This window comes from Ensifer sp. YR511, from assembly GCF_900103045.1.
Lineage (GTDB): Bacteria > Pseudomonadota > Alphaproteobacteria > Rhizobiales > Rhizobiaceae > Ensifer > Ensifer adhaerens.
Genome location: NZ_FNGR01000015.1, coordinates 61,915 through 83,957, shown reverse-complemented (window position 1 = coordinate 83,957; position 22,043 = coordinate 61,915). Strand labels below are relative to the sequence as shown.

18 protein-coding genes are annotated in these 22,043 nt (G+C 62.2%); 4 read left to right on the top strand and 14 right to left on the bottom strand.

Annotated features, from left to right (window positions below):
* Position 1: 1 nt before the first annotated feature.
* Both BLU15_RS23375 and BLU15_RS23370 read right to left on the bottom strand, forming a co-directional pair.
* Positions 2-922 (bottom strand): cation diffusion facilitator family transporter, encoded by a 921-nt coding sequence (locus BLU15_RS23375; protein ID WP_370689595.1) that lies wholly within the window; start codon positions 920-922, stop codon positions 2-4.
* Between the two features lie 123 nt (positions 923-1,045).
* Positions 1,046-2,620 carry an MFS transporter gene (locus BLU15_RS23370; RefSeq protein WP_090298429.1) on the bottom strand — a complete coding sequence of 525 codons (1,575 nt, stop codon included), beginning with the start codon at positions 2,618-2,620 and terminating at the stop codon, positions 1,046-1,048.
* Between the two features lie 179 nt (positions 2,621-2,799).
* Between BLU15_RS23370 and BLU15_RS23365 the strand changes: the two genes are divergently transcribed.
* Positions 2,800-3,726 (top strand): LysR family transcriptional regulator, encoded by a 927-nt coding sequence (locus tag BLU15_RS23365; RefSeq protein WP_090298427.1) that lies wholly within the window; start codon positions 2,800-2,802, stop codon positions 3,724-3,726.
* Between the two features lie 87 nt (positions 3,727-3,813).
* Here BLU15_RS23365 and BLU15_RS23360 read toward each other — a convergent pair whose 3' ends face one another.
* From BLU15_RS23360 to BLU15_RS23355, 3 genes are all read right to left on the bottom strand, one after another.
* Positions 3,814-6,003, bottom strand: a complete 2,190-nt coding sequence (locus BLU15_RS23360) for an anthranilate synthase (RefSeq protein ID WP_060518756.1) — start codon at positions 6,001-6,003, stop codon at positions 3,814-3,816.
* A gap of 111 nt (positions 6,004-6,114) precedes the next feature.
* Positions 6,115-6,159, bottom strand: a complete 45-nt coding sequence (trpLE, locus tag BLU15_RS39850) for a trpE operon leader peptide TrpLE (RefSeq protein ID WP_178385070.1) — start codon at positions 6,157-6,159, stop codon at positions 6,115-6,117.
* A 124-nt stretch (positions 6,160-6,283) separates the two neighbouring features.
* The gene (locus tag BLU15_RS23355) at positions 6,284-8,386 is read right to left on the bottom strand and encodes a TonB-dependent hemoglobin/transferrin/lactoferrin family receptor (protein WP_090298424.1); all 2,103 of its coding nucleotides are present in this window, start codon (positions 8,384-8,386) and stop codon (positions 6,284-6,286) included.
* A 296-nt stretch (positions 8,387-8,682) separates the two neighbouring features.
* On the opposite strand from BLU15_RS23355, the gene BLU15_RS23350 reads away from it, so the two are divergent.
* Positions 8,683-9,591: an extensin-like domain-containing protein gene (locus BLU15_RS23350; RefSeq protein WP_090298421.1), complete on the top strand. Its 909-nt coding sequence runs from the start codon at positions 8,683-8,685 to the stop codon at positions 9,589-9,591.
* Here BLU15_RS23350 and BLU15_RS23345 read toward each other — a convergent pair.
* Positions 9,588-10,070 (bottom strand): thioesterase domain-containing protein, encoded by a 483-nt coding sequence (locus BLU15_RS23345; protein WP_090298418.1) that lies wholly within the window; start codon positions 10,068-10,070, stop codon positions 9,588-9,590. The two genes, BLU15_RS23350 and BLU15_RS23345, sit on opposite strands and share 4 nt — an antisense overlap.
* Positions 10,071-10,279: 209 nt before the next feature.
* Between BLU15_RS23345 and BLU15_RS23340 the strand changes: the two genes are divergently transcribed.
* Positions 10,280-10,789: a DUF1993 domain-containing protein gene (locus BLU15_RS23340; protein WP_090298415.1), complete on the top strand. Its 510-nt coding sequence runs from the start codon at positions 10,280-10,282 to the stop codon at positions 10,787-10,789.
* 85 nt (positions 10,790-10,874) lie between these two features.
* Here the strand turns inward: BLU15_RS23340 and BLU15_RS23335 are convergent, their stop codons facing one another.
* From BLU15_RS23335 to BLU15_RS23300, 8 genes are all read right to left on the bottom strand, one after another.
* A complete protein-coding gene (locus BLU15_RS23335; RefSeq protein ID WP_090298412.1) occupies positions 10,875-12,554 on the bottom strand; it encodes a formate--tetrahydrofolate ligase in 1,680 nt (559 codons plus the stop codon).
* 166 nt (positions 12,555-12,720) lie between these two features.
* Positions 12,721-13,947, bottom strand: coding sequence for a DUF2333 family protein (locus tag BLU15_RS23330; RefSeq protein WP_034788906.1), 1,227 nt, complete (start codon positions 13,945-13,947; stop codon positions 12,721-12,723).
* A 3-nt stretch (positions 13,948-13,950) separates the two neighbouring features.
* The gene (locus tag BLU15_RS23325) at positions 13,951-15,240 is read right to left on the bottom strand and encodes a DUF6638 family protein (protein WP_060581717.1); all 1,290 of its coding nucleotides are present in this window, start codon (positions 15,238-15,240) and stop codon (positions 13,951-13,953) included.
* Positions 15,241-15,259: 19 nt separating this feature from the next.
* On the bottom strand, positions 15,260-17,176 hold the full coding sequence (locus BLU15_RS23320; RefSeq protein ID WP_090298408.1) for an AAA family ATPase: 1,917 nt from the start codon (positions 17,174-17,176) through the stop codon (positions 15,260-15,262).
* Between the two features lie 2 nt (positions 17,177-17,178).
* Positions 17,179-18,327, bottom strand: coding sequence for a hypothetical protein (locus BLU15_RS23315; protein WP_034788914.1), 1,149 nt, complete (start codon positions 18,325-18,327; stop codon positions 17,179-17,181).
* 58 nt (positions 18,328-18,385) lie between these two features.
* A complete protein-coding gene (locus tag BLU15_RS23310) occupies positions 18,386-19,474 on the bottom strand; it encodes a coiled-coil domain-containing protein (protein WP_060606673.1) in 1,089 nt (362 codons plus the stop codon).
* A 221-nt stretch (positions 19,475-19,695) separates the two neighbouring features.
* Entirely contained in the window at positions 19,696-20,097 is a 402-nt protein-coding gene (locus tag BLU15_RS23305) for a c-type cytochrome (RefSeq protein ID WP_090298540.1), read from the bottom strand.
* 77 nt (positions 20,098-20,174) lie between these two features.
* A complete protein-coding gene (locus tag BLU15_RS23300; protein WP_060606671.1) occupies positions 20,175-20,762 on the bottom strand; it encodes a thymidine kinase in 588 nt (195 codons plus the stop codon).
* A gap of 249 nt (positions 20,763-21,011) precedes the next feature.
* On the opposite strand from BLU15_RS23300, the gene BLU15_RS23295 reads away from it, so the two are divergent.
* Positions 21,012-21,968: a choline ABC transporter substrate-binding protein gene (locus BLU15_RS23295; RefSeq protein ID WP_034788927.1), complete on the top strand. Its 957-nt coding sequence runs from the start codon at positions 21,012-21,014 to the stop codon at positions 21,966-21,968.
* Positions 21,969-22,043 lie beyond the last annotated feature (75 nt).

Here is a 22,043-nt window from a genome sequence, read left to right as displayed (position 1 = left end):
ATCAGTGGCGCCCGACCGTCGTCTTGACGCGCACACCATGCGCCTTCTCACCTTCGGGCTCCACATGGATCGCGATCTTGGCACCGGGATGCACGTCCCGGATCGCATCCTCGATCCGATCGCAGATGTCATGCGCCTCGCCGACCGGCATCAACTCCGGCACGACCATGTGGAAATCGACGAAGATCGCCGGACCGGCCTGACGGGTCTTCAGATCGTGCACGCCGAGCGAACCCGCGGCGTTGGCGGCGATCGCCTGTTTGATCGCTTCTTCTTCTTCACCCGAGACGGCCCGGTCCATCAGCCCGTCGATCGAGCGCGAGATCACCATCCAGCCCTGGTAAAGAATGTTGCAGGCGACAATGACGGCCAGCAGCGGATCAAGGATCGCGTAGCCGGTGGCGATCGCAAGCACGAGGCCGACGAGAACGCCGATCGAGGTGACGACGTCCGACAGGATGTGGTGGCCGTCGGCGCTGAGTGCCGGCGAGCGGTGCTTGCGGCCGGCGGTGATCAGCACATAGGCCCAGATGGCGTTGATGACGCCGGCGACGAAATTGATCGCCAGGCCGAGAGCCGGTGCTTCCATCAACACTGGCGCCATCATTGCCGGCACCGCCTCCCAGACGATGAGCAGTGCCGCAACGACGATCAGAACGCCTTCGATAACGGCAGAGAAATACTCCGCCTTGTGGTGACCGAAGGGGTGGCCGGCGTCGGCCGGCTTGGAAGCATAGCCGATCATCAGATAGGCGATGACCGCCGCGATCACGTTGACGGTCGACTCTAGCCCGTCGGAGAGAAGCGCGATCGAGCCTGTCAGCCACCAGGCAAGCAGCTTCAGGCCGAGCACAGCGAGCGAGAGCGGTATGCCCCAGAAAGCAAGGCGGAGCACGGTGCGGTTTTCGGTTCCAGTCGTCATTGTCATTCCTCGTGCAGATGCAAACGAGTTGCAAACGCAAGCCCATTCAAACGCAAAACCGCCCGCGCGAATTTTCGCGCAGGCGGTCGATGGACAAGCATATGCTGGATTAAGCGGCGCTTGTCAAAGATTGGATCGGCCGGTTCCGGTTTCTCCGCAGGCAATCGCCTCGAAAGGCAGAGCACCGGCTTCGATCTCCGCATCACCGGCGGCCTTATCGCCCCTGCCGATGAAGAAGAATACCACGGCCGCAGTTGCGACAGTGATGCCGGTCAAAACCAGAAGCAGGACGCTGAACGCGTCGCCATAGGCCTGCAGCAGCGCGGCGTGCGATGTCTCAGGGGCAAGCTGCATCGCCGCGGGCAGATTGCCGGTGACGATACGCTGCGCCATGGGAGCCGCAGTGGCGCCGGCTTCCGATCCGAGGTTCCAGGCCGTAAGCGCGGAGAGGATGGCGGTCACGATCGCCAGCGCAATGCCCTCCCCGGCCACGCGCGTGGTGCTGAAGATGCCCGTCGCCATCCCGGCGCGCTCCTTCGGCACGACACTGACCGCAAGCCCGTCCATCAGCCCCCAAGGCAAGCTGATGCCGAGACCGATCATCATCAGTGGTGCAAGCAGCGTGGCCGGCCCGGACCTCGCCGGAAACAGACTGAGCCAGAGGAGCCCGGCCGCCGATATCAGCAAGCCCACACCGCAGATAACCGCCGGCGTGAACCAGCGCGTCAGAAGGCCCGCCGCGATCGGCAGGATCAGAAGCGGCGCGGACATGGCGATCATCATCTGCCCGCCCGCGACGGCGCTCATGCCTTCGATACCGATGAAGCGGACCGGAAGCAGGATGAGCAGCACCACGAAGCCGTAGGCGGGGGCTGCCGCCAGCAATTGCACGCCGACAAAACGCGGATATCGAAACAGCGTCAGATCCAGCATCGGCCGCGCGACCGAACGCTCGATCCGCCAGAAGGCCAGGAAGAAGAACAACGATGCCGCGAGCATCGCGAGCACGAGCGGATGGCTCCAGCCGTTTTCCGGACCCTGCAGAATGCCGAAGGTGAGTGCGGTGAGCGCCGCCGTGAAACTTGCCGCTCCCTTCCAGTCGAGGCCAGCAGCGTCCGGATCGCGTGTTTCCCGCAGGAAGACCGCACCGAGTGCCAGAGACAGGCCGGCGAGCGCCACGACCAGGACGAAGATCGCCGGCCAGCCGAAGGCCTCGACCATCAGGCCGGAGGCGATCGGCCCAAAGGCAAGGCCGACACCGAAGCTGGCGCCGACCAGGCTGAAGGCCCGGAGCCGCTCGTTCTCGTCGAACTCCTGTGCGAGCGAAGCCATGCCGCCGGAAAAGGCGGCGGCCGCCCCAATACCCTGAAGCGCTCTCAGGGCATCGAACCATAGGATATCCCGAGCGAAGGCGAGCCCGGCCGAAAACAGCAGGAAGGCCGCAAGACCACCCAGGAACACGCGTTTGCGACCGAAACTGTCGGCAAGCGCACCGGCCGCCATCAGCGAACTGCCGAAGGTCAGCATGAAGGCGTTGGTGACCCAGTTGAGGGCAACTGGATCGGCGCCGAGGCTGCGACTGATCGACGGCAGCGCCACCGCCGGTCCGGTGAAGGTGAGCGGCATTGCCGCCGCGGCGCAACAGACCGCAAGAAGGACGAGCCGGCGCCCGCGCGGTTCTCGAATTTCGGTTCTCATTCCCCGTTCCATCCGTTCGAGCAAAGGGGATACCCGCGCAGGCCCGGTAGGACCTTGCGTCTTGAGGTCGACACTTGCCGGGTATCGATTGACGAATGCAGGATAGTTTCGACATAATTCGATGAGAACGGCATCAACGCTCCGATCATACCGGAACAAAACGCTCGAATGGAGGTAGCATGGATCGCTTGAGCGGCTTGACCGCCTTCGTCCGCACCGCCGACCTCGGCAGTTTCGTCGCGGCCGGTCGCGTGCTCGGCCTGTCCGCTTCCGCGGTCGGAAAGGCTGTTACCACTCTCGAAAGAGAACTCGGCGTCCGCCTGCTTCAGCGCTCGACCCGTAGTATCCGCTTGACCGAGGAGGGACGCCTCTTTCACGAGCGCTGCCGCCGCATCCTCGATGATCTCGACGACGCCGAGGCGTCATTGGCGGACGCCGTGGCGACGCCGCGCGGTCGGCTGCGCGTCAGCGTGCCGATCGTCAGCTACCACCTGCTGTTGCCGGTGCTGCCGGAGTTCGTACGGCGTTATCCGGAACTCGAACTCGACCTCGACTTCAACGACCGCATCGTCGACCTGATCGACGAGGAAGTGGATGTCGCGATCCGCAGCGGTGTGCTGCCGGATTCACGACTGATGACGCGCGCGCTCAGGCCGTTCCAGCTTCTGCTCTGCGCTGCTCCGTCATACCTTCGAGAGCATGGCAGGCCCGAATGCCCCCGCGACCTCGAAGGACACCATGCGGTTCGCTTCCGCTTTCCCAACAGCCGCAAGCTGCAGGAATGGCCGATCACGCTGCCGCCTGAGGGAAAGGAGCCGCGCCTCAAGACCGTGCTGAACTGCAACAACATGGAAGCGCTCGGCGGCGCCGTGCTTAGCGGCCTCGGCATCGGCTGCCTGCCGGACTTTCTCGCCCGCCACCATCTTCGCGACGGCAGACTGCACACAGTGCTCGACGCCCATCTCGACGCGCCCGGACAGTTCCACCTGTTGTGGCCGTCGAACCGTCACCTCTCCCCCAAGGTCCGCGTCTTCGTCGATTTTCTGAGCGAGCGACTGTTTGCCGATCGCTGCGAGAATGTGCCGGCCATTCAGGCGGCACAGTAGGAACAGAAAGGGCCGCCTCCACGGTGGAAGCGGCACCTTGTCTTCGTCAACATCTGCTCCATCCCGGAATGGGGATTGCCGGGCTAATCAGGCGGCCTTGATCTTGGCGCGCTTGGCGAGGTGCGCCACGACGTTCTCGATCATCCGCATGCCGGCGTCGCCGCCGAGCGTCATGATCGATTCCGGATGGAACTGCACCGCCGCCACCGGCTCCTTCGTGTGCTCGATGCCCATAATCGTGCCATCTTCGCTTTCGGCGGTGATCATGAACTCCGCGGGCAGGCTCGCCGGATCGGCAAAGATTGAATGGTAACGACCGACGGTCACTTCCTTGCCGAGGCCGGAAAAGACGATTCCCGGCTCCAGCACGCGGATGCGCGACGGCTTGCCGTGCATCGGGATCGCGAGTTGGCGGAGATCCCCGCCGTAGGCTTCGGCAAGCGCCTGCAGCCCGAGGCAGACGCCGAAGATCGGCAGGTCGCGCGCCCGCGCCTTCTTGATCGTCGCCTTGCAGTCGAAATCCTTGGGATTGCCAGGTCCGGGCGAAAGCACGACGAGATCCGGCTTCACCCGATCGAAGATCTCCTCGGCGACCGGCGAGCGCACCGTCGTGACGGTTGCCCCCGTCTGGCGGAAATAGTTCGCAAGCGTATGGACGAAGCTGTCCTCGTGATCGACCAAGAGGATGTTGACGCCGGCGCCAACGGCGGCAACGTCGCGACCGGCCTTGCCGGCATTGGCGGATCTCGCATCGCGAATGGCAGCGATCATGGCGGAGGCCTTCAGTTCGGTTTCGGCTTCTTCTTCTTCCGGATTTGAATCGTAGAGCAGCGTCGCCCCTGCCCTCACCTCGGCGATACCGTCCTTGATGCGGATCGTGCGCAGCGTCAGGCCCGTGTTCATGTCGCCATTGAAGCCGACCATGCCGATCGCGCCACCATACCATGCGCGCGGGCTCTTCTCATGGCTTTCGATGAAGCGCATGGCCCAGAGCTTCGGCGCACCGGTGACGGTCACCGCCCAGGCGTGGCTGAGGAAGCCGTCGAAGGCGTCCATGTCGTCGCGCAGGCGTCCCTCAATATGGTCGACCGTATGGATCAGGCGCGAATACATCTCGATCTGGCGGCGGCCGATGACCTTGACCGAGCCCGGCACGCAGACCCGGCTCTTGTCGTTGCGGTCGACGTCCGAGCACATGGTGAGTTCGGATTCGTCCTTCTTGGAGTTCAACAGCTTCAGGATCTGCTCGCTGTCGGCGATCGGATCGTCGCCGCGCTTGATCGTGCCCGAGATCGGGCAGGTCTCGATGCGGCGGCCGGAAACACGCACGAACATTTCCGGCGAGGCGCCGACGAGATATTCCTGATTTCCAAGGTTGATGAAGAAGGAATAGGGCGACGGATTGATCGCCTTCAGCCGGTTGGAAATCTCCGACGGCTTGCTCTCGCAGCGCTCGAAGAATTTCTGGCCGGGCACCACTTCGAAAAGGTCGCCGCGGCGGAAGCTCTCCTTCGCCTTGACGACGAGTTCGGCATATTCGCCCGGGTGATGGTCGCCATGCGGCGGAATGCTGTCGACGGTCTTAAAGGGTTCGCTGGCGATCTCTTCCGCCTTGCCTTCGGTGGTCTTGCCGTCCTTGGCGAAATCGTAGCGGTCGATCCAGGCCTTGGCTGCATAGTGGTCGACGACGAGGATTTCATCCGGCAGGAACAGCACCATGTCGCGCTGGTCGTCGGGACGCTTCAGCTTCAGGTCGATCGCATCGAACTGGAAGGCGAGATCGTAGCCGAAGGCACCGTAGAGCCCGAGGCTCGCATCCTCGGCCGAATGGAAAAGATTGGTGACGGCGCGCAGCACGCTGAACACCGTCGGCATCTTGGAGCGCTCTTCTTCCGTGAAGACGCGATCCGGCGCGTTGATCGTCAGGTCGAGGCGACGGCTGGTCGAAGCGCCGAGCGTGATGTCGGCGACGGTCTTCAGATGTTCGGCGATGATCGCAAGCAGCACTTCGCCGCGGCCGTTATAGGCTTCAATCCAGAGCGAGCGGCCGAAGGAGGAGATGCCGAGCGGCGGGTCGACGACAGCCGTGTCCCAACGAGTGTAGCGGCCGGGATATTCGTAGTTGGAGGAGAACACTGCACCACGGCGTTCGTCGAGCTTGTCCACATAGCTCGCGATCGCCTGGCCATAGGACGCTTCCCGCCGCCGGCGCGTCACCGTAATGCCGCCCTTGGTGGTGTAGCTCTCCGAGCCGTCCTCGAGAATTACCGTTGCCATTCGCCTCGCTCCGTAAAAGCCCGGTCCTTGAGCGGCCTGGATACAAAAAAGCCGCCTCGAAATCTCCGGGCGGCTTCATCTCTCAATCACGCATGACTGGTCAAGGCCGCTTCAGCGAGCCCACCACCAGATCGAAATGTTGCGTGCGTTTTCCATGGGCGAAAGTGTTAGCTTGGGTTGCGGACTTGCGCAAGCGGGAAAGCGGCGCGCATCGTCACGGTTGCGCCAAAAAAAGAGGCGGCCCCGAAGAGCCGCCCCGACTGGAATTGATCTGATCCTATCAGAACTTCGCCTTCGCCGTCACCAGGAAGGTGCGGCCGCGGCCGGTATCGATCGTGCTTCCGGCAATGGTGCTCGAAGACGGCGTATAGGTCTTGTCGAACAGGTTCGTGACCTGAGCCGTGACTTCAAAGCCGTTCTCGAACTTGTAGTTGGCGAAGAGATCGACGAGACCGTAGCCCGGAACGTTCGGCGGCGTACGATTGATTTCGCCGACAAACGCGTTCGAAACGGCGTAGAGGCGCGTACCGACCGTCAGGCGCTGGTCTTCGAGGAAGCGGGCGCCAAGCGTTGCGCTGACAATGTTTTCAGGCAGGTAGCTCTGCACGCCGAAACCATTGATCTGCGACGGCAGATCGCTCTCGGTGTAGGTGTAGGCAAGGTCGCCGAAGACGTATCCGGCGTCATACGCCGCCTGCAGCTCGAAACCCTGGACCGTCGAGATCCCGGGATTGTTGACGAAGAAGATCTGACGACCGCCGTTGAGCATCGCTGCGGTGATGTAGTTGTCGACGCGGCTATGGAAGTAGTTGGCCTTGACCCGCAGGCTGTCGCTGGGATCGAGCAGCCCGTCGAAGGCGAAGTTCGCACCGATTTCCCAGCCCTTGGAGGTTTCCGGCTCAAGAAACGGATTGGGGAAGAACGACTGGCCCGACGGTCCCGGATGTGTGCCGCCGGCGAAGGTCTCGTTGACCGTCGGCGAACGCGAGGTTTCCGCGTATGTAACGTATGGCTGGAACCACTCCGTCGGGTTGAGCGCGACCGTGATGCTCGGGTTGAGGCGACCTTCGGACTTATCGACGGTGTAGGGGCCGGCCGGCAGACCGATCGGGTTGCCGGCAACGACAGCGCCGGAGCCATCGAGGCTGAAGTGATCCCACCTCAGGCCTGCCGTCAGATCCAGCATGCCATAGGTGAAGGTCGTATTGCTGAAGACGCCGGTGGTGGCATTGGTGCCGCTGCCGTTGACGCCGGCGCCCGGCCGGGCCGTGCTGTTGATGACACCGTAGTCGTCGCGGAAATACTCGACGCCGTAGTTCGCCTTGACGGCAACGTCGCCAAGGTCGAACAGAGAGGTGTTCGAGATGTCAAAGCCCTTACCCGTGTCGGTGATGCGCCGACCGGCCGCCGTGCCGCCACCGCGAATGTCGGTGTCGTACTTCATCTTTAGCCGGTTCCAGTAGGCGTTCGCACGGAAATCGATGAGTTCGTTGTCCGGCGTGTAGGAATAGCTTGCAGAAACCGTCTGGTTCTTCACGTTCTGGAAGTAGGAGTTCGCGAAGAAGTCGTTGTCATAGGTGAGGCCGGTGAGCTTGAAGGTGTGATCCTTGTCCGGCGTCACTTCGAACTTCAACAGGCCCGACAGAAGGTCCTCCTCGGTGAAGGGTACCTCGACCCCGTTGCCGTTGTCATAGTTGCCGGGATCAGCCTTGCTGATGCCACCGAGCACGGAGAAGACGTCATTGAAACGGTAGGCGCCGATCAGTGATTCCGACCAGCCGGCACCGTTTGTGCCGTACGTAGCCGAAGCAATGCCACCGTAGTTCTTGCCGTCCTGGATCAGGTCTTCGACATCATAGGTCCGGAAGTTGACCGAACCGGCCAGTGCACCGCCGCCAACCCCGGTCACGGCGCCGCGGGTCACATCGATTTCGGAAAGGAATGCCGGATCGAAATAGGCAAAACCCTGGGCTTCGTGGCCGGTGAAGCGGAAGTTCTGGCGCACGCCGTCGATCATCATGTTGACGCGGCCGGAACCCTCGAAACCGCGGATGTTGACCGCGACGCCCGGGTTTTGCGGGTTGTTCGCGGTCGAGGTGCCGGGAACGCTGCGCAACAGGTCGTCAGTCTCCTGCCCCGATTGCAGATCGATCTGGTCCGTCGTGACGACGCTGACAGGGCCGGGCTTGGCATAGGGGTCAGCGGTGCGCCCGCCCTTGGCAACGATCGGCGAGAGGTAAGTTTCGCCCTTCTTTGTCTCCTCGGCCTTCTCTTCCGACTTAGCCTGGGTTGTTGCGCTTTGCGCGAATGCGACGGTAGCGACTGAAATTGCAAGAGTTGTCGTGCAAGCCAAAAAAGCCAGGCGACGATGCCGGGTGAGCATGGACCAATCCTTTGATTTTCGGAGGCCGGGCTTGCTGTTGAGCGGCAAACTCAAGGGGCTGGCTGGGCGGTAGATTCTAGAGCGGCGCGACATGTCGTCGCCTCATTTAAGCCGCATAAAAAACATGAGTGTTCTTGTCAACATACAAAGGCAGTCCCCACAATTTATGGGGTCGTGCCAATTCGAGGCGTTGCTAAACTGCAACGCTTTTGCCGAAGGCCGGATGAAACCAGATCCGGTTCCGTGCGTTCCCTCCCTTCCAGGCCCCGCTGCGGGGGCAATGCGAAAGGACCCGGATGCGTCGCTCTTTTCCCTTGATCCTGCTGTCACTCCTGATCCTCACCGGCGCCAGCCTGCCGAAATCCGGACCGATCCCGCTAAAAAAGCCGCCGAGCGAAGCGGGAGAGAAAGAGGCTGCTCCCACACCCGAAGAGAAACCGGCGACGCCTACGGACGGTGGCAAGGCCGATCAGCCAGAGGTGCCGACTGGCGACGAACAGCCCGTGCCGCAGCCAAAGCCCAAGGACGGGAGTGAAGGAGCGGCGAAGGATCAAAAGCCGGCCACAGGCGAAAAGGACCAGCCCGCCGACGACAAGAAAGAGGAAAAGCCGGCACCGATCGTCTATCCGCCGGTCGAAGCAGAGGACGCCGCCGACTACGCAAAGTGTGTCGCCGACCTGAAGGCGATCGGAGCGACGTTTGTCGAAGCCAAACGCATCGACGACGGCAAGGGCTGCGGCATCGACAAGCCACTGGAGGTCACGAGCATCCTGCCCGCCGTCACACTCGCGCCCAAGGGGCTTATGCGGTGCGAAACGGCGCTGGCGCTTGCACGCTGGACCAAGGAGACCGCACAGCCGGCCGCCGAAGTCGCCTTCGACAAGACCATCAAGATCAAGGCGCTGAACCAGGCATCGACCTATATCTGCCGCCTGCGCAACAATGCGACGACGGGCAAAATCTCCGAGCATGCGCACGGCAACGCCGTCGACATCGCGTCCTTCACGTTAAGCAACGGCACGACGATCGCCATCCAGCCGCGCGACGAGGATGGCACCATGGACGGCGCCTTCCAGCGCGCGGTCACTGCGTCCGCCTGCCTCTACTTCAAGACTGTGCTCGACCCCGGCAGCGACGCCGCCCACGAAACCCACCTGCATCTCGACGTCATCGAGCGCCGCAACGACTACCGCTACTGCCGCTAGGAATGAGCCTCCTTGCGCTGGCGCTCGTCAGGCGTTGTCGTAGCCAGGGCGACAAACTCGCCCTCGAAGCGACCGGCCAAGGTGTCGCCGTCGAGGAGGTCGGCAACGACCACGGCGCGCGCCCTGCCCCGACGTTCGAGCAATCGCAGAAAGCCCGGCCATTGCCCGGCGTCCGCCAGCGACGAGCGTGCGGCGAAAGCGCCGGCGACCGGCTTCAGATAATCCATCCGGTTGCTCTGGATCACCAGGCGCGCGACAACGCCGCTTTTGCGCATGCGCACATGCAGCAGCGACCAGGCCGACAGGATCGCGAGCGCCGAGGCGCTGCCGCCGAACACCGTGTCACGGTGGTTGATGTTGGGCGCAAGCGGCGCCGAGAGCAGCACATGATCGTCGCTCACCGCATCCACGCGGACCTGCATCGCCGCTGACAGCGGGATGTGGTTATGAAGATAGGACTGGAGTTCCTCTGGCGTCATCGTGGCATCCCTGATGCGTTCCTGCGCGGATCAGTGCACGAGACCACGTGTCGTGACCAGAGCAAGGCGCCTGCGTCCTGTCGTCTCCCGCAGGCCCCTCGTAGCCCAAAAGATACCGGGCTGCGCGCCTTGCAGGAGCCCGCCCCGGCTCCCAAATACGGCGCGAGGAAAATCCACCCGCTTTGCGCCTAATCTCAAGGAAATCTGTCATGGCATTGACGATGTACCAGCTCTCCATTCCCGCACTCGTTCGCGGCCTTGGTGTCCTCACCAAGCTGCTCGACAAGGCGGAGGCTTTCGCTGAGGAAAAGGGCATCCCCACGGATGATCTCGTCCACGCCCGGCTGGCGCCCGATATGCTGACGCTTGCCGGCCAGGTGCAGCGTGTCAGCGACACCAGCAAGGGCCTGGTCGGCCGGCTGACGTCGATCGAAGTGCCCCGGTTCCCGGACGAGGAAAAGACGTTTGACGAACTGCGCCAGCGCATCGCCAAGTCCGTCGCCTTCCTTGAAACGGTGCGCCCTGTCGATCTCGAAGACAGCGACAGTCGCGAAGTCGTGCTGAATTTCCCGAACCTGAAGGTGACGCTCACGGGTGAGGAATACCTGCAAAAATTCGTGCTGCCGAACTTCTACTTCCACCTGACGACCGCCTACGACATCCTGCGCCACGAGGGCGTGCCGCTCGGCAAGGCAGACTTCCTCAGCCTCACCGCCTGATTTCCGCCTCGGGAGACCCCGGACACAAGAATGCCGCGCATCCATCCGGATGTGCGGCATTGTTTTTCAGGCAGGCAGGAAGCGCCTAGAACAGCCCTTCGATGTAGCCCTGATCATTGAGGAAGATCTTTTCCGACGAAGGCACCTTCGGCAGGCCGGGCATCGTCATGATCTCGCCGGTGATCACCACGATGAAGCCGGCGCCGGCGGCCAGCCGCACTTCGCGGATCGGCACAGCATGGCCTGTCGGCGCACCGCGCAGGTTCGGATCGGTCGAGAAGGAATACTGCGTCTTTGCCATGCAGATCGGCAGATGGCCGTAACCCTGATCTTCCCAGCTGCGCAGCTGGTCGCGCACCGACTTGTCGGCAATCACCTCGCTCGCATGGAAGATGTCCTTGGCGATCGTCTCGATCTTGTGGAAGAGCGACATGTCGTCGGGGTAAAGCGGCGAGAACTGCGAGTGTCCGCCCTCGGCAAGTGCCGCCACCTTCATCGCCAGCTCCTCGATGCCGGCGGAGCCCTCGGCCCAATGGCGGCAGAGCACCGCTTCGGCGCCAAGCGTCGCCACATAATCCTTGATAGCCTGCACTTCGGCCTCGGTATCGGAGGTGAAGTGGTTAATCGCGACGATGACGGGTACGCCGAACTTCTTGACGTTCTGCACATGCCGGCCAAGGTTGGCGCAGCCCTTGCGCAGCGCTTCCAGATTTTCCTTCCCGAGGTCGTCCTTCTTGACGCCGCCGTTCATCTTGATCGCGCGGACGGTCGCGACCAGCACCGCGGCATCCGGCTTCAGCCCGGCCTTGCGGCACTTGATGTCGAAGAATTTTTCCGCGCCGAGATCGGCGCCGAAGCCGGCTTCGGTCACCACATAGTCGGCAAGCTTCAGTGCCGTCGTCGTCGCAATCACCGAGTTGCAGCCATGGGCGATATTGGCAAAGGGGCCGCCATGGACGAAGGCGGGGTTGTTTTCGAGGGTCTGCACCAGGTTCGGCTGAATAGCATCCTTGAGCAGCACCGCCATCGCCCCATCGGCCTTGATGTCGCGCGCAAAGACCGGGCTCTTGTCACGGCGATAGCCGATGATGATGTTGCCAAGCCGCTGCTCGAGATCCCTAAGATCCGCCGAAAGGCAGAGGATCGCCATGACTTCGGAGGCAACGGTGATGTCGAAGCCGGTCTCGCGTGGATAACCGTTGGCGATCCCGCCGAGCGAGCCGACGATGTTGCGCAGTGCGCGGTCGTTCATGTCCATCACCCGCCGCCACGAAATACGACGGACGTCGATGTTCTGCTCGTTGCCCCAGTAGATGTGATTGTCGAGCAGCGCCGCCAGCAGATTGTGGGCCGAGGTGATCGCGTGGAAATCGCCGGTGAAGTGGAGGTTCATGTCCTCCATCGGCACAACCTGCGCATAACCGCCGCCGGCAGCACCGCCCTTGACGCCGAAGCAGGGCCCGAGGGACGCCTCGCGGATGCAGATGATCGCCTTCTTGCCGATGCGGTTCAGCCCATCGCCGAGGCCCACGGTCGTTGTCGTCTTGCCTTCGCCTGCCGGCGTCGGGTTGATCGCCGTCACCAGGATCAGATGGCCGTTCTTCTTCCCGCGCTGGCGGGCGATGAAATCGGCGCTGATCTTCGCCTTGTCATGGCCGTACGGCAACAGGTCCTCCGGCGGTATGCCGAGTGCGGCCCCGATCTCCAGGATCGGCTTTTTCTTCGCCGCGCGCGCAATCTCGATATCGGACTTGACCTCCGCCATGACAGTTCCCTCCCCAGGGTCTCGTTTTTACCCGCGCCTTTCAAGGCGCAGTTCATGATACCGGAGCGGGATGAGGAAACGCGTCTGCGGTTTTCGACCCGCGTCCCGCTTGAACTCAAGTAATCGGCAGCGCCCGGATACTCGGGCGCCACCTTACCGTTCGGTCTTAGCGCGCGAGGATGTCGCGCATCTCGACGATGTTGGAGCGGACGCGCAGCGTATAGAAGCCCATCGTCGCCAGATGCGTCGGCATGATCCAGCCGGCTTCCTCGCCATTGGAGATGATCCATGGCTGGATGCGGAGTGCTGCCCGCAGTTGCTTGATCGTTTCCGTCCAGATCGGCAACAGGCCGCGCTGGGCGACGACGTTGTCGAAGTCGGCACCGGCGGCCGAAAGGATACCGTAGTAGCCGTAGAGCTGGCCATAGGCGAACCAGAAGCGGTCATCCGCACGCGTGTCGAACCAGCCGCCATTGTGGTTTTCCGAGCGCTCGCGCAGGATCGCCGAGGTATTGCCGAGGTCGTTGGCGACACGGTCGAGGAACTCGACGAGGTTATCGGAGCGGCCGTCGAAAATCGCCTCACACTTGCTGAGCGAGGTGTTGAAGGACCTCAGATCCTTCATCGCCGCGCGATAGAAGCTCGGCGTCGGAGTTTTCGGACCGAACGGGTTGATCCCGAAATACCAGGTCTCTTCATCGAACTGCATGTTGCCGCGCGCGCTCTGCAGGGCGTTGTTGATGCCCGAGGTGCCGCGCATGCGACCGAGCGAATCGACGAGCTCCACGGAGGTACGGCGGATCGCCTGGTTGACCCCGCGCTGGAACGACGCCTTGTTGTCGAGCCAGGGCGTGTCGTCCCAGTCGAGCCCGAAGAGGCCGACCTTGTAGAGCAGCATCGACGAGATCCAGGCATTCTCGTTGACATTGAAATCGATGAGGTCGGCGGTGACATCGACGATCGCCGACGTCTGGCACACGGTGCCGGCCGGCAGTTGAACGGCCGCGAGCGCCTCCGGCGTCGATTCCATCGGCTGCGTCGCGACACCCGCAAGGTTGTTGGCAGTGCCGCCGGTCGTCGATTGTCCCGTCGACGTCGCACCGGGGCCGCTCATCGGCGAGCCGGCGGGCACCTTGCGTTCTGCCAGCTTGTACTGGTCGATGTAGTCTTCGTTGAAGTTCGTCCAGGCTTGGGTCTGCCAGATGAAGTAGCCGTAGAACAGGACCAGACCGATGAGGATGAGGCCGATCGGCCCCTTGAGCAGCCAGCTGCGCTGCCGGTACCAGTTGCCCGCCGCCACGAAGGGCCAAAGCAGCCAGGCAACGACGAGCCCGATGCCGCGCCCGATCGCGGTGAAGACACGCTGGAAAAACGCAACGATCGGATCGAACATGTCCTATTCCTCTCTGAGCCCATAGAGCTTGTGGCGGAAGGCCGCCTTGTCTTTCAGATATGTGCCGGTCAGCGTCGCCACAACATACTCCTTGAAGGTTTCGCTATAACGCTCGTAGGCGTCGTAGAAACCTTGCTTGTCGAAGACGAAGCGCGAGACGAAATCGCGGGGCACGAGCTGGGATATCAACCGGTTGACCAGCCACTGGTCCGGATGGGTGGGGGCTGCGCGCACCAACATGAAGCGATTTGCCGGCGCCACGTCCTGCATCCTGATCGTGCCGGTGGCAGCGACCGTGCGGATCATCTCCTGCAGGAACGGATAGGCGCCGTCTTTTGCGACCGCGGCGGCATATCGGTGCATCCAGGTCTGCAGCCAGATCCGGTCGGCATTGGCAAGATCGGCCGTCGGGTCGCTCTCGTTGATCAGCCCGCGCACCACCATGTCTGCGCGGTGCTGATAGAGCCCGGAATCCTCGACCCAGGAGGCCTGCGGCAGTTGCAGCCGCTTGGTCGAGGCGAGGAAATCGTAGATCCGGGCGTGATCGTTTATGGCGATATAGCTCACCTGCCAGGGCCGCGAGCGGCGGAAGCCTGGCACCGAGGGGTCGCAGATGACTGTCGTCGTCTTGTCGTCGAGAAAGACATAGACGCCGCCGAAATGATTGGCCCAGAAGGCTTCGTGATGGAAGACGAGCTGATCCGGCACCAGTGCGTTCTGGCGGATATCGCCGGTCTGCTTGGCAAGCTCGACCATACGCGTCAGCATCTCGTCGTCGGCCCAGGCCGTCGGCACCTTCTTCAAGCGGTCGACGAGACCACGCAGTTCGGCCGCCTTGCCGAGCATGTCCTCGGCCGAAAGCACCCGGAACCGCACCTCGTTGATCGACAAGAGATCGTCGATGTCGTTTACGACCGAGACCGAATCCTCGATCTCGCCATAGAGCGCATCCTTGATGGTAATCGCGTTGATCGCACGGCTGTTGGCGTTGAAGAACTCGTGCATCAGCGCGGCCGTGTTGGAAAAGCTCGTATGCACGACCGGCAGCTCCGCCTGCTCCGGCGTCATGATGATGAAGCGGCGGTTGACCCGGTTCGGATCGAGGTAGTCACGATCCCCCAGTTCCTCGGCGATCTCGGGCGAAAAGCCGGTCATGTCGATGCTGAACTGGGTCAGAGCCGTCGGTCGCAGGCCAAACCCTTCGAGCGCCTTGTTGTAGCGCGCGATCAGATGCGGCTCGGAGATATCGAGCAGCCGTCCATAGATGAGTTCCGCTTCAAGCAGGCGTTTCATCGGTCAGTTTTTCCTAGCATCACCCCTGCCACCGGCCGTCGCGTTTCATCGCCTCGATCTCGCGGATCGCCTTTTCGCGCTGGCGCTCGCGGCGGATGATGTCGGTGACGGCGGCATCGTCCGACTTGTCGGTGTAGCGGAATTCGCTGTCGGCGTAGCGGTTGATCTCCTGCAGCACCATGTCGATGGTGATCGGACCCCGCAGCGCCTCGATCATCGCTTTCTTCTCGTCATAGCCCTTGTGCATGAAGGAGCCGGCGTCCTTGAACCAGTCATCCGGCAGTTCCACGTCCATTGCTCTCAGCTTGATCGCGTCGGTGATGTTCTTGATCGCCCGACCGGTAAAGCGCGGCTCGGCCTCCTTGATCATGTGCAGATAGGCGCCGACATCGGCAAGCGAGGCGATCGCGCCCTTCTCCTTCTCGTAACGCTCCCAGACAGCGACGAGGCCATCTTCCTTCGGTCGCGCGTGCTCAGCATAGGACTGAGCAACCGCGCGTTTGATCTCCTGCCCCTCGAAAAGCTGGTGCTCGCCAAGCGGGATCTTGTGGTTCTTGCCGACGAGCAGCGCGAAGATGTCGATGTAGTCGTCTTCGGTCTGCGGCCCGTCGACCAGCCAGCGGGCGCCAGCGCGCTGGCGCAGCGCGTCGTCGACATTCTCCGGGTAGTTGGAGAACATGCCGAAGGTGCAGTTGCCGCGCACCACGGTAGAGGCGCCGGCAAAGCTCTCCATCAACACCGCCGTCACCTCGTGCTGGCCGGCAGAGGCTCGATCGTCGGAGCGCTTGGCTGCCACCTGGTCGACATCGTCGATCGTGCCGAAACCGATCGCCCGCGGATTGATGACGTTGTTGACGAACTCCTTGCAGTTTTGCCCGGACTTGCCCTGATAGGAGGAGATCTGGTCGACGCCGAAGTTCTCGTAGTGGAAGGCGTAGCCGGCGATCTCGCAATAATCGTTGAGCATGCCGGCCAGCATCTGGATCAGGATCGTCTTGCCGGTGCCCGGCATGCCGTCGCCGATGAAGGTGAAGAGGAAGCCGCCGAGCTCGACGAACGGGTTCATCTGCCGGTCGAAGTCGTAGGCCATCAGCATCTTGGCAAGCTTCAGCGCCTGATACTTGGCGATGTGGTTGCCGATGATCTCCTCGGGCTTCTTGAAGGTCATGACCAGTGGCTTGCGCTTCTGGCCGGGTGCGACGTCCAAACCGTTCAGCGTAAAATCGTCCTGGTCGAGCCGGATATGCACGGTCTCGAAGCTCTGCAGCCCGGTAAAGCGCGCCTTGCGGGCAATCAGCCCTTCGATCGCCACCCGCGAGAAGGCCCGCGCCCGGGCGGTCAGCGCCAGATCATCGGGGGCCCCGGCAAGACCGCGATCGAGCGCCGAAATCAGGCTCTTCAGCGCGTCCTGCGGCGAGTCGAACAGAAAGTCGGGCTCGACAGCATCGTCGACCGGCTCGCCCTCGCCCGCCAGGGTCGCGCCGAGATAGGCAGCGAGTGTGAAGGCCGCGACGTAAGCCGAAGCCGACAGCAGCGCCTTGAACTGGTTCGCCTCCTCTCCGCCAAGCGGCGAGGTGGCGTTCTTCGCCTGCAGCTGTTCGAGGCTCGTCTGGCGGGCAAAGACATCGGCAACGGCCAGCGCCACCTGGATGCCGCGGCGCGTCCGGTAGAGCACGGCGTGCTGGGCCGGAGAGAACATCGGGTCGCCCTGGCGCACCGACTGGATCGTCTTCGTCAGCTCCACCTCGCGCGTGCGCCGCTGGCCGCCAGTCGAAACTGTCGACACGAAGCGCCGGCCGGTGCCGGCAAGCGACGTTCCGGCGGCGGCATCTTCCCGCTCCAGGATGATGAGCTTCGTCACCAACCCTTGCGCCACCGCCTGGTGCTTGGCGATGTCGTCCTCGTGCAGCGTCGTCAGCCCCGTATTGAGTGTCATCGTCAAACCTCGCTCACGACCTGATTGCCCGAAATGACGTGCACCTTGTAGTCGCCGAACACCTGTTCCGCCTCGCCGGCGGCATAGAGCGCCTGATAGGCGTCGTGCGGCACCAGCGCGTGCTTCTCGTAGGAAGAAACCCCCATGCGCGTCGCTTCCAGATTGGCGGTGTCGATGTGGAATTCTTCCTGCGCCGGGGTCGACGACCAGAAGCCGCGCTTGGCCGGCCGCTCCGACTTGGAGAAGACCTCCTGCACCGTCCAAGTCAGAAGCCAGGCGTTCTCGGTCTTGCGTACCTTCGAGAGGATATCGTTGATGCGCGCATTATTCTCGGTGATCCCGGCCGAGTAGAACGGCCCGAGCACGATGCGGCGCAACTGCTTCGGATGCAGCTCGTCAAAATCCTTGTCGAGATTGGTGGCGATCGTCACCGGTGTCAGCGAATAGCTGCTGTTCTTGGACGCAAAGTCGTCGAAGCGGCTGGCAAGCTCCGGATTGAGCAGGCCGCCAACCGGCAGAGGAATTTCCACCTGCGGGTTGAGCTTGCCATCAGCGGTCACCAGCATGTCGACGATCTTTTCCGAGGAATCCTCGATCGTCGCCATGTAGACCATCGGCAGAGTATTGGCTCCGTCGAAGGCGCCCCAGCTCACGATGTAATAGGGCCGCATCGTCTTGGAATTGACGGCGACACGGATGGTCTCCGGCAGGATGAACGGCGAAAAGATCTCGCCCTTGCCGATCTGCTCCAGATAGAGCCGCTCGGCCATGCGCGTCTGCAGCGCTTCCGGAAACGCCTTCTGGCGCAGGATGAAGTCGACCATCTCGTCGCGCAGCGCATCGGCCGATGGAATATCGGCCAGGCGCTTCGTCGCCGTCTGGCGATCGTTCTCCAGTTCCAGCACGTTCTGAAAGACCGGAAAGCCGCTTTCGGCGCGCGAAATCCGGAACTGGTCGACGAAGCCGATCCGGTTCTCCCAGCAGTCGATCGAGGCCTTCAACCGACCAAGATAGGGAACGATCACTTCACCGACGACGGTGTTGCGATAGAGCGGCGAGTTGCGGTCGCCGAGAAAGAGCTCAAGCCCGGCGAGTGCCGCGTGGATCGACGCGAAATACTGTGCGACAGCGGATGAAGCCGCGACCTTCATGCAAATCCCCGTGGCGCGTGCCGAAAGGCAAACTCGGTTCGGATCATGCGCCGCCCGTTCACTGCTTCACGTAATTGGCAGTGTTGTGCTTGTCCATGACAGCCTGGAAGCGGCGGGCAAAGGCATCGTCTGCCAGCTTCTTACGGCGCTGGATATCCTGCGTTGAAAGCATGTTCTTTTCATGCATTTCCAGGAGATCGCCGATGTGGCGTTGCGCTGCGGCACCGATGCCGGCCATCGTCTCCTCGGCGGCCGTGTCGACCTGGCTTCCGAGCGTGTTGATCTTGTGCGCGACGTCCTGCTGGGCGGCGGTCTTCAGCGAATCTTCCAGCGCCTTGTAGAGCACGATGCGCTGCTCCGTATCGATCGTCAGCTTGTTGATCAGCGTGTTCTGCGCGGCGATCTGGTTGTTGAGCGAATCGACGAAGGTCTGGAACATCGAGGTATAGCGCTCGAGCGTCTGGCTCTCGGCCAGCAGTTCCTGCTCCTTGGCCTGCTTCTCGTTATATTCGGTCGCAAGCGCGGAGCGCTCGCCTTCGAGCTCGGTGCGCACCTTCTGCTCGGTCGAGGCGGCGATGCGGTTTTCGATGTCGAGCAGCAGCGGGTTCAGTTCCTCGATGCGCTTCTGCACCGCTTCGAGGTTCGCCATCGTGCCCTTGCGGCGCTCGATCACCTGGATCAGGCTCTGCTCCGAAGTCTTGTAGCGCTGGTCGAGGATCGACTTCTGTTCCTTGAGGATGCCGACGATCATGTCGGACTTGGAAAGCAGTTCCTGCAGGTTGCCGGCAAGCGACATGTTGCGCACGCGGTCGGTGCGCATGCGCTGCATCTTCTGCTTGGAGAAGATGCCGATGAACTTCTCGTAGCCCGTATAGTTCTTCATGCTCTCGAATTCGGAGCCGAAGACATTGGTCGCGTCTTCCAGGCCGATGATCAGGTCGGCGATGTTGGCTTCCATCACCTTTTGCTGGTTGATCACGTCCTGGATGCGGGCATTCTCGATGTCGAAATTGACGTCGCCGAGCTTGGTTTCGGCCTTGGCGAACTGTTCGAGCACGACACCTGATTGTTCGAGCTTGCCGCGCATCTGCTCGACCACGCCCTTCGTCTTTTCGATCTCCGCGTCAAAATTCTGAAGAGTCGCCATGCCCTGCCCCTCGGTCCACCGTGGCGATATCCGCCAGCCCGGCTGAATTATTCAGCCTTCGATTGCAGTTATATAAAGGGTGTTTACCGAAAGAGAACAAGCCTTTCCCGGCAGCTTTTTGATCAGCCACCACAGCGAAGTGCTTGAGATATCGACGGCATTGCCGCGCGCAGGTCCAGGAAAGATGGGAAACGGCTTTCCGTCCGGGGTTTGCGTCGTCCCTATTTGGCAGCCGGCGGCGCCTTCAGGTAGGCAATCACGTCGGCGATGTCCTGCGGCTTCTTCAGACCGGCAAAGGCCATCTTGGTGGCACCGACCATTGCCTTGGGGCTCAGCAGGTATTCGCTCAGCGTCGCCTCGTCCCAGACGCGACCCTCAGCGCCAAAGGCCTTCATTGCATCGGAGTAGTTGTAGTCGGCGACGGATGCGGCCGGGCGTCCGACGACACCCATGAGGCTTGGGCCGACGCGGTTTGTCGGCTCGCTTGCCGTGTGACAGGCCGCGCATTTGCGAAAGACGGCAGCGCCAGCCGTAGCGTCGCCGCCGGCATGCGCGACCGTTGCGCCAAGACAGAGCGTGCCAAGACAGAGCGTGATGGAAAGGCTGGTGACGAGACGCAACATCGAAGACCCCTGGCGTGCGATAGAGGCGAAGAATGGCATCGCGCGCGTGGCGGTTTCAAGCCGCCACGACGCCGCACTCACTCGCAGCGCATCAGGTCGTCCCAATGGCGCCGGCAATAGGAGACATATTTCTCGTTGCCGCCAACCTCGACCTGGGCGCCCTCGCGCGCGACCCTGCCCTCACCGTCCAGGCGCACGACCATCGTCGCCTTGCGGCCGCAATGGCAGATGGTGCGCACCTCGCGCAGCTCGTCGGCAATCGCCAGCAGCGCCATCGAGCCCGGAAACAGCTTGCCCTGGAAATCCGTACGCAGACCATAGGCCATGACCGGAATGCCGATGCGGTCGGCGACACGGGCGAGCTGCCAGACCTGCCCCTCATTGAGGAACTGCGCCTCGTCGACGAAGATGCAGGCGATCTCGCCTTCGCCATCCGAGTGCAACCGATCGATCAGCCCGTAGAGATCGTCGTCGCCGTGAAAGGGAATGGCGTCCGCACCAAGACCAATGCGCGAGGAAATGCGGCCGACGCCGCCCCGGTCGTCATGGGCGGCGATCAGCATCACCACGCGCATGCCGCGCTCCTGGTAGTTGTAGGAGGCTTGCAGGAGCATCGTGCTCTTGCCCGCATTCATCGTCGCATAGCTGAAATAGAGTTTGGCCATAGTCACCGCGTCCGGTTTTTCCGTTTTTTGGGTAATGACGAGGCTTGGCCGGGAAGGCCAGAGCCCGTTTGCAGCACCCACAGTTTTTCGGCGGACTAGACTATTTCGTGGACATTGCGACATCGAGCGTCGCATCGTGCACCCCGCCAGCATATTGACGCAATACACTTCCTCCGACATCAAAGCGCTTGAATTCGCTATCCAATGGTGTTTGGCTAAAACAATAATCGAGGCAGGGGAACGACAACGATGAAAAAACGACTCTCTCTCAAACTGATACTGGCAGGCGCCGTTTCGGTCGTCGCCATCACCGCTCAGCAGGCTGCAGCTGCCGAGCCGGAAAGCTGTGGCACCGTCCGTTTCTCCGACGTCGGATGGACGGATATCACCGCAACCACTGCCACCGTTTCCACCGTTCTAAAGGGCCTCGGCTACCAGACCGACATCAAGGTTCTCTCGGTTCCGGTCACCTACACCTCGCTCAAGAACAAGGACATCGACGTCTTCCTCGGCAACTGGATGCCGACCCAGGAAAACGATGTTCGTCCCTTCCTCGACGACAAGTCGGTCGAATCCTTCGGGCCGAACCTGGTCGGTGCCAAGTACACGCTGGCGACCAACGCCAAGGGCGCCGAGCTCGGCATCAAGGACTTCAAGGATATCGCCACCAAGAAGACCGAACTCGACGGCAAGATCTACGGCATCGAGCCGGGTAATGACGGCAACCGCCTGATCATCGACATGGTCGACAAGGATACCTTCGGCCTCAAGGGCTTCGAAGTGGTCGAATCCTCCGAGCAGGGCATGCTGGCGCAGGTCGCCCGTGCCGAAAAGGACGGCGCGCCGGTCGTCTTCCTCGGCTGGGAACCGCATCCGATGAACGCCAACTTCAAGCTGACCTATCTTTCGGGTGGCGACGACATCTTCGGCGCCAATTTCGGCGGCGCGGAAGTCTTCACCAATGTGCGTGCCGGCTACACCACCGAGTGCCCCAACGTCGGCAAGCTTTTGACCAACCTCAAGTTCTCGCTCCAGATGGAAAACGAGATCATGGGCAAGATCCTGAACGACGGCCAGGAGCCGGACAAGGCGGCCGAGGAATGGCTGAAGGCCAACCCGACTGCCGTCGATCCGTGGCTCGCCGGCGTGACCGCCAAGGATGGCGGCGACGGCTTGGCCGCAGTCAAGGCCGCGCTCGGCCTCTGATCGGCATCAAGGCGGGGAATGACCCCGCCTTTTTTCACCGCGTCATGCGCTCCTTTTTGACCTGACGAGACGGAT

What these genes read in the sequence shown, in the direction of transcription:
- BLU15_RS23375 (WP_370689595.1), bottom strand. Translation starts at nt 922, where the DNA reads ATGACGACTGGAACCGAAAACCGCACCGTGCTCCGCCTTGCTTTCTGG.
- BLU15_RS23370 (WP_090298429.1), bottom strand. Translation starts at nt 2,620, where the DNA reads ATGAGAACCGAAATTCGAGAACCGCGCGGGCGCCGGCTCGTCCTTCTT.
- BLU15_RS23365 (WP_090298427.1), top strand. Translation starts at nt 2,800, where the DNA reads ATGGATCGCTTGAGCGGCTTGACCGCCTTCGTCCGCACCGCCGACCTC.
- BLU15_RS23360 (WP_060518756.1), bottom strand. Translation starts at nt 6,003, where the DNA reads ATGGCAACGGTAATTCTCGAGGACGGCTCGGAGAGCTACACCACCAAG.
- BLU15_RS23355 (WP_090298424.1), bottom strand. Translation starts at nt 8,386, where the DNA reads ATGCTCACCCGGCATCGTCGCCTGGCTTTTTTGGCTTGCACGACAACT.
- BLU15_RS23350 (WP_090298421.1), top strand. Translation starts at nt 8,683, where the DNA reads ATGCGTCGCTCTTTTCCCTTGATCCTGCTGTCACTCCTGATCCTCACC.
- BLU15_RS23345 (WP_090298418.1), bottom strand. Translation starts at nt 10,070, where the DNA reads ATGACGCCAGAGGAACTCCAGTCCTATCTTCATAACCACATCCCGCTG.
- BLU15_RS23340 (WP_090298415.1), top strand. Translation starts at nt 10,280, where the DNA reads ATGGCATTGACGATGTACCAGCTCTCCATTCCCGCACTCGTTCGCGGC.
- BLU15_RS23335 (WP_090298412.1), bottom strand. Translation starts at nt 12,554, where the DNA reads ATGGCGGAGGTCAAGTCCGATATCGAGATTGCGCGCGCGGCGAAGAAA.
- BLU15_RS23330 (WP_034788906.1), bottom strand. Translation starts at nt 13,947, where the DNA reads ATGTTCGATCCGATCGTTGCGTTTTTCCAGCGTGTCTTCACCGCGATC.
- BLU15_RS23325 (WP_060581717.1), bottom strand. Translation starts at nt 15,240, where the DNA reads ATGAAACGCCTGCTTGAAGCGGAACTCATCTATGGACGGCTGCTCGAT.
- BLU15_RS23320 (WP_090298408.1), bottom strand. Translation starts at nt 17,176, where the DNA reads ATGACACTCAATACGGGGCTGACGACGCTGCACGAGGACGACATCGCC.
- BLU15_RS23315 (WP_034788914.1), bottom strand. Translation starts at nt 18,327, where the DNA reads ATGAAGGTCGCGGCTTCATCCGCTGTCGCACAGTATTTCGCGTCGATC.
- BLU15_RS23310 (WP_060606673.1), bottom strand. Translation starts at nt 19,474, where the DNA reads ATGGCGACTCTTCAGAATTTTGACGCGGAGATCGAAAAGACGAAGGGC.
- BLU15_RS23305 (WP_090298540.1), bottom strand. Translation starts at nt 20,097, where the DNA reads ATGTTGCGTCTCGTCACCAGCCTTTCCATCACGCTCTGTCTTGGCACG.
- BLU15_RS23300 (WP_060606671.1), bottom strand. Translation starts at nt 20,762, where the DNA reads ATGGCCAAACTCTATTTCAGCTATGCGACGATGAATGCGGGCAAGAGC.
- BLU15_RS23295 (WP_034788927.1), top strand. Translation starts at nt 21,012, where the DNA reads ATGAAAAAACGACTCTCTCTCAAACTGATACTGGCAGGCGCCGTTTCG.